The organism is Pseudomonas paraeruginosa, from assembly GCF_003025345.2.
GTDB lineage: Bacteria > Pseudomonadota > Gammaproteobacteria > Pseudomonadales > Pseudomonadaceae > Pseudomonas > Pseudomonas paraeruginosa.
Genome location: NZ_CP020560.1, coordinates 1,053,177 through 1,065,403, shown reverse-complemented (window position 1 = coordinate 1,065,403; position 12,227 = coordinate 1,053,177). Strand labels below are relative to the sequence as shown.

The window sequence follows — 12,227 nt, the reverse complement described above, 5'->3', positions numbered from 1 at the left end:
CCGTGCGTTTCTCCTGTATGAATCCGGGGCTTGACCTTGACACGATGTCAAGGCTGAAGCTGTCGCCCAGACTTCACCGAAGCCCCTTGCGGCCCCACCGGTGCCAATTCCGCGATTCCAAGGAGGTTCCATGAACAGCGCCACGCTCACCGAGCTCGATCTGCCGGTCAGCGGCATGACCTGCGCGTCCTGCGCCGGACGTGTCGAGCGAGCCCTGAAGAAAGTGCCCGGGGTCACGGCCGCCTCGGTCAACCTGGCCAGCGAACAGGCCCGCGTGCAAGCCCCGGCTGACAGCCTGCCGGCCCTGGTGGCAGCGGTCGAGCAGGCCGGCTACCAGGTACCGGCGCAGAGCCTGGAACTGGCCGTCGAGGGCATGACCTGCGCCAGTTGCGTCGGCCGTGTCGAACGCGCGCTGAAGAAGGTGCCCGGGGTGCGCGAGGTCAGCGTCAACCTGGCCAGCGAGCGCGCCCACCTCGATTTGCTCGGCGCGGTGGACAACCAGGCGCTGCTGCAGGCGGTCGAGCAGGCCGGCTACAAGGCGCGCCTGCTCGACGCCGGACAGCCGCAGCAGGACGACGCCGAACGTCGCCTGCGCCGCGAGCGCTGGTGGGTGATCGCCGCCCTGCTGCTGGCGCTGCCGCTGGTGCTGCCGATGCTGGTGGAATGGGCCGGCCTGCACTGGATGCTGCCGCCCTGGGCGCAGTTCGTCCTGGCCACCCCGGTGCAGTTCATCATCGGCGCGCGTTTCTACGTGTCCGCCTGGCGCGCGGTGAAGGCCGGCGCCGGCAACATGGACCTGCTGGTCGCCCTCGGCACCAGCGCCGGCTACGGGCTCAGCGTCTACCTCTGGCTGACCGCCCCGCCCGGACACATGCCGCACCTGTACTTCGAAGCCTCGACCGTGGTGATCGCCCTGATCCTCCTCGGCAAGTACCTGGAAAGCCGCGCCAAGCGCCAGACCGCCAGCGCCATCCGCGCCCTCGAGGCATTGCGCCCGGAACGCGCGGTGCGCCTGCGCGACGGCCGCGAGGAGGAAGTGGCGATCGCCGAACTGCGCCTCGGCGACGAGGTGGTGGTGCGCCCCGGCGAGCGCTTCCCGGTCGACGGCGAGGTGCTCGACGGCAGCAGCCACGCCGACGAGGCGCTGATCACCGGCGAGAGCCTGCCGGTGCCGAAGGCGCCGGGCGACAAGGTCACCGGCGGCGCGATCAACGGCGAAGGCCGGCTGCTGCTGCGCACCACCGCCCTCGGCGGGGAAACGGTGCTGGCGAAGATCATCCGCCTGGTGGAAGACGCCCAGGCCGCCAAGGCGCCGATCCAAAAGCTGGTGGACCGGGTCAGCCAGGTCTTCGTGCCGGTGGTGATCCTCATCGCGCTGGTCACTCTGGGCGCCTGGCTGGTGGCCGGGGTCGGCCTCGAACAGGCACTGGTGAACGCCGTGGCGGTGCTGGTGATCGCCTGTCCCTGCGCCCTCGGCCTGGCCACCCCGACCGCGATCATGGCCGGCACCGGGGTCGCCGCGCGCCACGGCATCCTGATCAAGGACGCCGAGTCCCTGGAGGTCGCCCACGCGGTCACCAGCGTGGCCTTCGACAAGACCGGCACCCTGACCTCGGGCCGGCCGCAGATCATCCACCTCGGCGGCGACGACCACGACGAGCTGCTCAGGCTCGCCGGCGCCCTGCAACGCGGCAGCGAACACCCGCTGGCCAAGGCGGTGCTCGAAGGCTGCGCCGAGCGCGGCCTGGAAACTCCATCGGTAAGCGCCAGCCAGGCCCTCAGCGGGCGCGGCATCCAGGGCGAGGTCGAGGGTCGCCGGCTGGCCCTGGGCAACCGTCGCCTGCTCGACGAACAGGAACTCAAGCCCGGCGCGCTGGCATCCTCGGCCGCGGACTGGGAGGCCGAGGGGCGGACCCTGTCCTGGCTGCTCGAACTGGCTCCGGAAAAACGCGTGCTCGGCCTGTTCGCCTTCGGCGACAGCCTCAAGGAAGGCGCGGCGGAGGCGGTGGCCGCCCTGCGCGAACGGGATATCCACAGCCACCTGATCACTGGCGACAACCGCGGCAGCGCGGCGGTGGTGGCCAAGACCCTGGGTATCGACGACGTGCACGCCGAGGTGCTCCCGGCGGACAAGGCCGCCACGGTCGCCGAGCTGAAAGGCCGGGGCCGGGTGGTGGCGATGGTCGGCGACGGCATCAACGACGCCCCGGCCCTGGCCGCCGCCGATGTCGGCATCGCCATGGGCGGCGGCACCGACGTGGCCATGCACGCCGCCGGCATTACCCTGATGCGCGGCGACCCGCGCCTGGTGCCGGCGGCGCTGGATATCTCGCGGCGAACCTACGCGAAGATCCGGCAGAACCTGTTCTGGGCCTTCATCTACAACGTGATCGGCATTCCGCTGGCCGCCTTCGGCCTGCTCAACCCGATGGTGGCGGGCGCGGCGATGGCCTTCTCCAGCGTCAGCGTGGTCGGCAACGCCCTGCTCCTGCGGCGCTGGAAGCCCTGAACCAGCACGCCAGGCACTTGGGGTGGCGCGCCTAGCGCAACAACCCCATGTGCTTGGCCCGCGCCACCGCCTGGGTGCGCCGCTCGACGCCGAGCTTGTCGTTGATGTGGCGGGCGTGGCTCTTCACCGTATGCAGCGAGATGAACAGCCGCTCGCTGATCTCCTGGTTGGACAGGCCCTGGGCGATCAGCTCCAGCACCGCCAGTTCGCGCCCGCTGAGCACTTCGCCGGCGACGGCGGCCGGTTCCGCCGGCGGCTCCGGCAGCAACGCGCGCAGGCGCCGGGCACCGGGGCAGGCGGGGAAGCGCTGCAACTGCTCGCGCAGCCATTCCGGCTGCTGCACCAGCAATTCGTGGAGTGGCAGCAAGGCGCCGCCGACCGCGCCCTCCATCGCCTGCTGCAGGGTCGCCAGGGCATCGCGCTCGCGGCCCTGCTCCAGGTACAGCGCGGCCAGTTGGCCGAGGGCCAGGCGCGCCGGCAGCAGCGCGCCGTTCTCCCGCGTCGAGCGGGCCAACCGCGCCAGCCGCTGGGCGGCTTCCTGCGAGCGCCCCTCGCGGCGCTCCAGGCCGGCCTGGAGCAATTCGACATGCAGCGGCAGCAGCGGGCTGCATTCCGGCGGCGTGGCCGCCTGCCCGCCATAGGTGCCGCCCAGGCGCTGTAGCCAGACGCCGGCCAGCTCGGTCTGGCCCTGGGCCAGCCAGAGTTCGCACTTGATCAGGGTGATCGCCGCCAGGTAGTAGATCGGCGGGATGTCCCAGGCATGCATCAGCCGTTCGACGTCGCCGAGCCGGGAGAACGCCGCCGCGTAGTTGCCCAGGCGCCCTTCCAGGCTGGCCAGGACGCAATAGCCGATCACCAGGCTGACGTCCCGGCAACTGCGGGTTTCCTCGATCCCCTGCTTGATCCATTTGCGCGCCTCGTCCGGCTGCAGCGCCAGGCTGCGCAGGTAGCCGCGGTACAGCAGCAGCCGCCCGCGCACCGCGTAGCGGCGTTGCGCCGGCAGGTGCTGGAGGCGTTCCAGGCCCTGGCGCACCTCCTCCTCGGCGCGCGCCACTTCGCCGCGCGCCTGCAGGACCCGGGCGCGGTCGTAATGGACCAGCGCCTCGAACAGCGGGTTGCCGTAGCGCTGGGCGAATTCGAGGGCGTCGCGGTTGTAGTTGCGCGCCTGCCAGAAGTCGCCACGGGTCACCGCCAGGTTGCTCAGCGTCGACAGGCATTGCAGGCGGGTGCCGTAGCGCTCCCCGACGAGGTCCTGCAAGGCCTCGCGGCAGTGCGCCTCGGCCTTGTCGATATCGCCGCGGCCACGCGCGATCACCCCGCTCAGGGCCTGCCACTGGGCTAGCAGGTCGCGTTGCGCGGCGGCGTCCGGCGCCGGCAGGAAGCGCGCCAGCTGGCCGGCCAGCTCTTGCGCCGCATCCAGCTGGCAGGCCAGGGCCAGGGCCCAGCCGTACAGCAGGATCAGCCGCGGCGTGCTGGCCAGCAGGCTGTCCGGCAGGTCCATCTTCCAGCGCAGCAGGGTGGCGATGTTCTGCTCCGCCAACAGTTGCTCTTCCGACAGGTTCTGCACCAGGCTCGCCGCCACGTCCGGCTGGCCGGCGCGCAGGGCTTGCTCGACCGCCTGGTCGAGCAGGCCGTGGCGGCTGAACCAGCCGCAGGCGCGCAGGTGCAGGGCGCCGGCGGAGGGCCCGAAGTCGGGCAAGGGGCGCGCCAGCAGCAGGTCGGAGAACAGATGGTGGTAGCGGAACCACTGGCCGTTTTCGTCCAGCGGCACGAGGAATACCTGGTGCTGCTGCAGGTGCTCGAGGATCGCGGCGCTGTCGCCGGCCTCGCGCACGGTGTCGCAGAGTTCGGCGCAGAAGCGCTCGAAGCGCGCGGTCTGGGCGAGGAAGGCCTGGACCTCGGGCGGCTGCCGCTCGATCACCTCCTCCAGCAGGTAGTCGCGGATCAGCTCGTCGGCGCCGTGCACCCCGGGGCTGACCTGTTCCGCCCGGTCGCCGCGCGCCAGCAGCCACAGGCGCAACCCGGCGACCCAGCCCTCGCTGCGTTCGAGCAGGCTGTCCAGCGCCTCCTCGTCCAGCGCCAGGCCGCTGGCGGCCATCAGCGCCGCGCTTTCCTCGGCGGTCAGGCGCAGGTCCTGTTCGCTGAGTTCGAGCAACTGCCGCGACAGCCTAAGGCGCGCCAGGTGCCAGTCCGGCCGCTGCCGGCTGGTGACCAGCAGCACCAGCCCCTCGGGCAGGTGGTTGAGAAGGAACTGCAGGCAGCGATCGAGAACCGCGCCCTGGGCCAGGTGGTAGTCGTCCAGCACCAGCAGCAGCGGGCGTTGCGGGTCCAGGCAGGGCGCCAGTTCGTCGAGCAGATCGTCGAGCCAGGTCTCGAAGGCGAACGGCTGGTGGCGCTGGCGCATCTTCAGCAGGCCCAGGGCCTCTTCGCCGAGGGTCGGGTGGTACTGTCGCAAGCCATCGAGCAGACGTTCGAGGAAACGCCCGGGATCGCTCTCGCGGCTGCTCAGTCCCAGCCAGAGGCTCTGCCAGCGCGGGTCGAGGCTTTCGCAGAACTCGATGGCCAGGGAACTCTTGCCGAACCCGGCGGGCGCGGCGATCAGCAGCAGGCGCCCGTCGAGCCCCTCGCGCAGCCGCTGGCAAAGACGCGGGCGTGCCACGTGGGCCGTCGGCAACGGCGGGCGGAAAAAGCGGTTGGCCGTCGGCAGGACGGCGGCGGCGGTGCCCGGAAAGGTGCGCGAGAAGTCAGTCATCACCCGGTTTCTTGGTTTATGTATGGGGCGTGAACGCTCCGGAGACTAACCACAAGTGATGGCTATTTGAAGCACTATCCATCGGCTCGGACCAAATAGCGCCCCGGCGCTTCAGCTCGACACTCAAGAAAAGACCGCTTTCCCGCCGCGGTCCAGGCGCGGCAAACGTTTCCCGGCCGTGCGGGCGCCTGCCGGGAGGACGACGGCGGCGGAATCCGCGGGCGAGGCGGGTAAACACTTTGTAATGAATTGGCGGCCAGGACCGGCAGCCGGGCGCGAAAACGAAGAAACCGGCACAAGGCCGGTTTCTTCGTGGCAAGCGGCGTCCTTCCTCAGCGCACCCCTTCCTGGCGCAGCGCCGCCGGGGTGTAGTCGCTTTCCGAAGCGCTGTAGTTGAAGTCGTAGGCCTGTTTCTCCTCGTTCTTCATGCCCAGCGCCAGGTAGCGGCCGGAGAGCAGGTCGTAGAGGGTCTCCACCGCATACCAGGGCACCTGCTTGTCGTAGTACTGCTCGGCATGCGCCTCGGCCACGCGCCACAGGGTGCCGCGACCGTCGTAGTGGTCGATCTCGGCGGCCTGCCAGGTGTCCTCGTCGATATAGAAGTCACGCTTGGCGTAGATGTGCCGCTCGCCCGGCTTCAGGGTCGCGACCACGTGCCAGACGCGGTGCAGCTCGTAGCGGGTCAGGTCCTGGTTGATGTGCCCGGCCTTGACGATATCGCTGTACTTGATCTTCGGATCGTCGAGCTTGTAGCTGTTGTAGGGAATGTAGATTTCCTTCTTGCCCACCAGCTTCCAGTCGTAGCGGTCGGGCGCACCGTTGTACATGTCGAAGTTGTCCGAGGTGCGCAGGCCGTCGGCGGCGGTGCCGGGGCCGTCGTAGGACACCTGCGGCGCGCGCCGCACACGGCGCTGGCCGGCGTTGTAGAGCCAGGCCAGGCGCGGTTCCTTGACCTGGTTGAGGGTCTCGTGGACCAGCAGCACGTTGCCGGCCAGCCGCGACGGCGCGGTGACCCGCTGCTTGAAGTAGAACAGCACGTTGCTCGGCTTGTTCGGGTTGTAGTCCTTCAGGTTGGTGCGGAAGGTGAAGGCGTCCTGGAAATAGACCAGCTGGTAGGAGCCGTTGACCTGCGGAGTGGCCTGGGTCACCAGGCGCCGCACGCTGCCGCCACGGTAGCGGGTGATGTGGTTCCAGATCACCTCCAGGCCGTTCTGCGGGATCGGGAACGGGTTGGCGGTATCGAAGTTCTCCAGGCCATTGCCGCCCTCCACCAGCTTGGTGGTGGTGGCGTTGCGCTTGGCCGCCTCCTGCACCGCCGCCGGGACGGTGGCGCTGCGATGGGTCTTGTACACCGGGATCTTGTAGGTGTCCGGATAGCGCTTGAACAGGGCCAACTGGCCGGGGGTCAGCTTGTCCTTGTACTGGTCGACGTTCTGCGCGGTGATGGTGAACAGCGGCTGCTCGCTGGCGTAGGGGTTGGAGAGGAAGCCACGGCCGTCGACACTGCCGGCGTTGGTCGCCAGGCCACCGTCCCAGGCCGGGATGCTGCCGTCGGCGTTGCCGGCCTTTTCCGCGCCCAGCGGGGTCAGGCTGGCGCCGAGCTTGGCCGCCTCGTCGGCGGACACCGCCGCCATCACCTGGGTGGCCAGCAGGCTCAGGGCCAGCACACCGGAATGCAGGAGAATCTTGGTTGTTTTCATTCGCTCGTCGTCCTCGTTAAGTCCCGCTCGCCGGCCCGGCGCACGCCGGGCCGGCGTACATCAGAAGTTCATGCCGAAGCTGAGCGCGACGAAGTCGCGATCGTCCACGGTGGTGTACTTGCCGTCGAAGAAGTTGGTGTAGGAGAGGCTCGCGGTGTAGGTGTTCTGGTACTCCGCATCCACCCCCAGGCTGACCGCCTTGCGGCCTTCCTCGAAGTTGGCGCCCGGACCGGGCGAATAGCCGTCGACGTCATGCGACCAGGCCACGCTGGGCTTGAGGTTCACCCCCATGAACACGTCGTTGTAGTCCCAGATCGCACGGGCGCGGTAGCCCCAGGCATCGGAGGTGGTATAGCCGTCGTTCTCGCAGTAGCGGCTGACGTTGTTCGCCGCTGCGGTGCCGAGGGTGCTGACGTTCAGCGCCTGGCAGCTGGCCAGGCCGGAGATGGTCCCCGGCAGCGGCCCCGGGCCGAACACCGGGTCACGTCCGTAGCGCGCCTTGGAGGTGCTTTCCAGGCCGCCGACGTGGGTCCAGCCGACCTCGCCGACCAGGGTCAGGCGCTCGGCGCCCATGACCTGGTCGAAGAAGTGCGTCAGGGTGGTCTGCAGCTGGGTGATCTCCTTGCGCCGGTAGCCGTGCAGGTCCTGCCCGGCCTGGCCGTTCAGCACCGAGGCATTGTCGTAGGGGCGGTTGCCACCGATGTTCACCGGGTCGAGGCCGGCGAAGAGAATGTCGGTGGTGTTCAGTTGTACCGGCGCGTTCGGCCGGTAGCTGACCTCGCCGCTCCACGCGGTGCCGTTGGGCAGCGTGGTGGAGAAGCTCAGGCCGAACATGCGGATGTCTTCGGGGTATTCGATGAAGTAGCTGGAGTTGCCGGCGGTGGCTGCCGCCGCGGCCTGGGCGGCCAGCGCCGGGTTGAGCGCAGCGAGGCGGGTGGTCAGTTCGTTGATTTTTGCCATGGTGCTGGCCGAGGCGCCCTGGCCGCTGAAGATCGGCAGGCGGCTGTGGTAGTTCATGTAGTAGGCGCCGAACTCGGTGTTCAGTTCGTCGGCGAAGTAGCGCAGAGCGAAGCCGTACTGGCCGCTGTCGCGAGCGTCGCGGTCCGGTCCGCGGCGCACCAGGATGCCTTCGTCCCAGGGCGATGGGGTAACGCTCAGGCCGGCGCCGGCGAGCACGTTGTTGAGCAGGTTGATGGACGCCTTGTTGTTGGTCAGCACCGCCAGGTTCTGGTCGCAGCCGTCGGCCACCACGTCCGGCTGGGAGAAGAAGGTGCCGCAGTTGTCCACCACGGTCTGGTCCCACTCGATCTGGTAGAAGCCTTCGGCGGACAGGTTGTCGGTGAGGTTCTGCGACAGGTAGAACATGTTCACCGGGATCAGGCCTTCCTTGATCTCCGAACCGGGCCGGCGGAAGGCGGTGACGTCGATCGGGTTGACCGCGCTGATGCCGTTCTGGATGAAGGTGCTCTCGCCCCAGTTCACCACCTGCTTGCCCAGGCGCACGCTGCCCGGCAGGTCGCCGATGGCGTAGTTGTGGTAGATGAAGGCGTCGAGCAGTTCGGCGCCGGAGGACTTGGCCAGGGTCTTGCGGCCGCTGTCGTCGATGTCCTTGAACTCGCGGTGCTCGTCCTTCAGTTCGAAGTCGTACCAGTACTTGCCGCGCAGGAACACACCGGTATCGCCGTACTTCAGTTCGAGGTCATGGATGCCCTTGAAGACCTTCGAGAACGTCTCCCCACGCTTGAAGTTCAAGTGGCTGTCGTCGGAGGTCTGGGAAAGTCCCTTGCCGCCATTGTTCACACCGATCAGGTTCTTGTTCGGCTTGGCGGTCGACCAGCTGGCCCCGACCGACAACGCCGAGTCGAAGGAACCTTCGATTTCCCCGATGTTGAAGGTCACCCCAAAGGCCGGAGCCGCCAGCGAGGAAGCCAGGCTGACGGCCAACGGCAACCGGGCCCGGCGCGAGAACGGATTACGGGTTGTCATCGACGCTACTCCATGTGTGTTTTTTGTTATGAGTGCGTGGACTATAGCCAGCGGTGCCTGCCGCTTGATCCCTCGAAAGTGTGATTTGCGCGGCGCGACCACTCTGGCTCGCGCCTTTGCGGCGGGCCTGCCGTGACCGGACGGTCGCAAAACGTGGAGACCAAGCGTTTGCTTGGCCTCCGGGCGTTTCAGCGGTGTAGGAAAGCCCTGTCAGACGGTCGACAGGAAGGCGCTGCCGGCTTCCTGCCACTGGGCGATCTCGATGCGGATGCGCTTCTTGTCCAGCTTGCCGACGCTGGTCTTGGGAATATCGGTAACAACCGCGATCTGCGAGGGAATCGCCCACTTGTTGATGTTGCCCTGCTCGACGAAAGGCTTGAGGTGCTCCTTCAGCCCGCGCGCGTCGAGTTCCTGACCCTCGCGCACCACCAGCAGGGCGAACGGTCGCTCGCCCCACTGCGGGTCGGGCACGCCGACCACCGCCACCTCGCGCACCGCCGGATGGCGGCTGATCAGGTCTTCCAACTCCAGGGAGGACAACCACTCGCCGCCGGTCTTGATCACATCCTTGATGCGGTCGCGGATCTCGATGAAGCCCATGCCGTCCAGGGTCGCCACGTCGCCGGTATGCATCCAGCCGCCACGCCAGAGTTCCTCGCCGCGCTCGGGCTCGCGGAAGTAGCCCTGGGTCAGCCACGGCGAGCGCAACACCAGCTCGCCCTGGGACTCGCCATCGGCCGGCAGGAAGCGGCCCTGTTCGTCCATGATCGCCGCATCCACCAGTGGTACCGGCACGCCGGCCTTGATCCGGTAGGTGGTGCGCTCGTCCTCGCTTCCGGCCAGCAGTTCGTCGTTGAGGTAGGCGCAGGAGATCAGCGGGCAGGTCTCCGACATGCCGTAGGCGGCGGTCAGCTGGATACCGCGCGCCTTGGCGGCCTCGTAGAGCGAGCGGTTCAGTGCGCTGCCGCCGATGATCACCTTCCAGCCTCTGAAGTCCACGCCCTGGGCGGCCCTGGCGTTCATCACCATCTGCAGGATGGTCGGCACGCAGTGGGAGAAGGTGACCTTCTCGCGCTTCCACAGTTCGACCAGCAGTTCCGGATCGTAACGCCCGGGGTAGACCTGCTTGACCCCGAGCATGGTCGCCACGTACGGAGTGCCCCAGGCGTGGACGTGGAACATCGGGGTGATCGGCATGTACACATCGCTGGTGCCGAGCAGGCGGATGCTGTCCAGGCTGCCGATGGTCGAGGCCATCGCCAGGGTGTGCAGGACCAGTTGCCGGTGGCTGAAATACACCCCTTTCGGATTGCCGGTGGTGCCGGTGGTGTAGAAGGTGGTGGCTATGGAGTTCTCGTCGAAATCGGGAAAGTCGTAGCGCGGGCTGGCCGCGGCCAGCAGCGACTCGTATTCGCCGACCAGCCCGGGCAGTTCGGCGCTCTTTTCCGCGCCGTCGCTGAGCAGGATGGTCCGCTCCACCGTGGCCAGCTGCCCCGCCACTGCCTGGTAGAGCGGGACGAACTCGCTGTTGACCAGCACGAAACGATCCTCGGCGTGATTCATGGTGTAGAGGATCTGTTCCGGGGAGAGACGGATGTTGATGGTATGCAGCACCGCCCCGATCATCGGGATGGCGAACATGCATTCCAGGTAGCGATGGCTGTCCCAGTCCATCACCGCCACCGTGTCGCCGGCCCTTACCCCGGCTTCGCTGAGCACATTGGCCAGTCGCGCGACACGCTCGTTGAAGGTGGCGTAGCTGTAGCGCACCTGGTCGCGGTAGACGATTTCATGACTCTTTTCGTAACGACTGCCGGAAAGCATCAGGCTCTTGATCAGCAACGGATACTGATAAGCGCCGGCGGCGGCCGGGATGAGACGGGTCTTCAGCATGGGGCGTACACCTGGGAGCGGGTTCGTTGTCAGGATGAGGCCGACTCTAGAGCCGTCGGCGGGCTTTGTTCATCAGTCAAAAGAGTGATTTGCCCCGTGACCTTTCGAACCCTCTCGGTCACAAGATAGAATCCGCTCACTGAATCGTTCAGACCCTATCCAGAACAAGAGGTAACGTTCCATGTCTGATATCGTCATCGTCGCCGGCGCCCGCACTCCCATGGGCGGCTTCCAGGGCAGCCTGGCCGGGGTTTCCGCGGTCGAACTCGGCGCCGTCGCGATCCGCGAGGCGGTGCAGCGCGCCGGCATCGCCGCCGACGACGTGCAGGAAGTGATCATGGGCTGCGTCCTGCCCGCCGGCCTGAAGCAGGGGCCGGCCCGCCAGGCCGCGCTGGAGGCCGGGCTGCCCGCCGCCACCGGCTGCACCACCATCAACAAGCTGTGCGGCTCGGGGATGAAGGCGGTGATGCTGGCCCACGACCTGCTCAAGGCCGGCACCAACCAGGTGATGGTCGCCGGCGGCATGGAAAGCATGTCCAACGCGCCCTACGTGCTGCCGAAAGCCCGCACCGGCCTGCGCATGGGCCACGGCGAGATCAAGGACCACATGTTCCTCGACGGCCTCGAGGACGCCCGCACCGGCCGTTTGATGGGTTCGTTCGCCCAGGAGACCGCCGACAAGTACGGCGTGACCCGCGAGGAGATGGACGCCTATGCCATCGAATCGCTCAGGCGCGCCCAGGCCGCCATCGCCGATGGCTCGCTGGCGGCGGAAATCGTCCCGGTCACCGTCACCAGCCGCAAGGGCGAGACCGTGGTGAAGGACGACGAGCAACCGCTGACCGCCAACCTGGAGAAGATCCCGAGCCTCAAGCCGGCGTTCCGCAAGGACGGCACCATCACCGCCGCGAATGCCAGTTCGATCTCCGACGGCGCCTCCGCGCTGGTCCTGATGACCGCCGAGGAAGCCCGGCGCCGTGGCCTGAAGCCGCTGGCGCGAATCGTCGGCCATGCCACCCAGAGCCAGGACCCGAGCGAGTTCACCCTGGCGCCGATCGGCGCGATGACCAATCTGTTCGCCAGGACCGGCTGGAGAAAGGACGACGTCGACCTGTTCGAGATCAACGAAGCCTTCGCCATGGTCACCATGCTCGCCATGCGCGAACACGGCCTCGATCATGCGAAGGTCAATGTCTATGGCGGCGCCTGCGCCCAAGGCCACCCGGTCGGCTCCACCGGCTCGCGGATCATCCTCACCCTGATCAACGCACTGCGCCAGAAAGGCGGCAAGCGCGGCGTCGCCTCGCTGTGCATCGGCGGCGGCGAAGCCACCGCGGTGGCGGTCGAACTGCTCTGACGCGGCGTTGAGCCATCGGCGCCCGGCCGG

General features: G+C 67.9%; 6 protein-coding genes. 2 read left to right on the top strand and 4 right to left on the bottom strand.

Annotated elements, in window-relative coordinates; translation table 11 throughout:
* The first annotated feature begins 130 nt into the window (after positions 1-130).
* Positions 131-2,509 (top strand): copper-translocating P-type ATPase CopA1, encoded by a 2,379-nt coding sequence (gene copA1 / locus B7D75_RS05155; protein WP_058174537.1) that lies wholly within the window; start codon positions 131-133, stop codon positions 2,507-2,509.
* A gap of 31 nt (positions 2,510-2,540) precedes the next feature.
* On the opposite strand, the gene B7D75_RS05150 is transcribed toward copA1, so the two are convergent.
* From B7D75_RS05150 to B7D75_RS05130, 4 genes are all read right to left on the bottom strand, one after another.
* A complete protein-coding gene (locus B7D75_RS05150; RefSeq protein WP_034079848.1) occupies positions 2,541-5,261 on the bottom strand; it encodes a LuxR C-terminal-related transcriptional regulator in 2,721 nt (906 codons plus the stop codon).
* 332 nt (positions 5,262-5,593) lie between these two features.
* Positions 5,594-6,961 carry a DUF1329 domain-containing protein gene (locus B7D75_RS05145; protein WP_003148854.1) on the bottom strand — a complete coding sequence of 456 codons (1,368 nt, stop codon included), beginning with the start codon at positions 6,959-6,961 and terminating at the stop codon, positions 5,594-5,596.
* 60 nt (positions 6,962-7,021) lie between these two features.
* Positions 7,022-8,947 (bottom strand): DUF1302 domain-containing protein, encoded by a 1,926-nt coding sequence (locus B7D75_RS05140; protein ID WP_012074477.1) that lies wholly within the window; start codon positions 8,945-8,947, stop codon positions 7,022-7,024.
* A gap of 210 nt (positions 8,948-9,157) precedes the next feature.
* The gene (locus B7D75_RS05130; RefSeq protein WP_034079846.1) at positions 9,158-10,840 is read right to left on the bottom strand and encodes a fatty acid--CoA ligase; all 1,683 of its coding nucleotides are present in this window, start codon (positions 10,838-10,840) and stop codon (positions 9,158-9,160) included.
* A 181-nt stretch (positions 10,841-11,021) separates the two neighbouring features.
* On the opposite strand from B7D75_RS05130, the gene B7D75_RS05125 reads away from it, so the two are divergent.
* The gene (locus B7D75_RS05125) at positions 11,022-12,197 is read left to right on the top strand and encodes an acetyl-CoA C-acyltransferase (protein ID WP_107113801.1); all 1,176 of its coding nucleotides are present in this window, start codon (positions 11,022-11,024) and stop codon (positions 12,195-12,197) included.
* Positions 12,198-12,227: the final 30 nt, after the last annotated feature.

Excerpts from the sequence above, each read along its gene's own strand:
- B7D75_RS05145 (WP_003148854.1), bottom strand. The coding sequence starts at position 6,961 with ATGAAAACAACCAAGATTCTCCTGCATTCCGGTGTGCTGGCCCTGAGC.
- copA1 (WP_058174537.1), top strand. The coding sequence starts at position 131 with ATGAACAGCGCCACGCTCACCGAGCTCGATCTGCCGGTCAGCGGCATG.
- B7D75_RS05140 (WP_012074477.1), bottom strand. The coding sequence starts at position 8,947 with ATGACAACCCGTAATCCGTTCTCGCGCCGGGCCCGGTTGCCGTTGGCC.
- B7D75_RS05125 (WP_107113801.1), top strand. The coding sequence starts at position 11,022 with ATGTCTGATATCGTCATCGTCGCCGGCGCCCGCACTCCCATGGGCGGC.
- B7D75_RS05150 (WP_034079848.1), bottom strand. The coding sequence starts at position 5,261 with ATGACTGACTTCTCGCGCACCTTTCCGGGCACCGCCGCCGCCGTCCTG.
- B7D75_RS05130 (WP_034079846.1), bottom strand. The coding sequence starts at position 10,840 with ATGCTGAAGACCCGTCTCATCCCGGCCGCCGCCGGCGCTTATCAGTAT.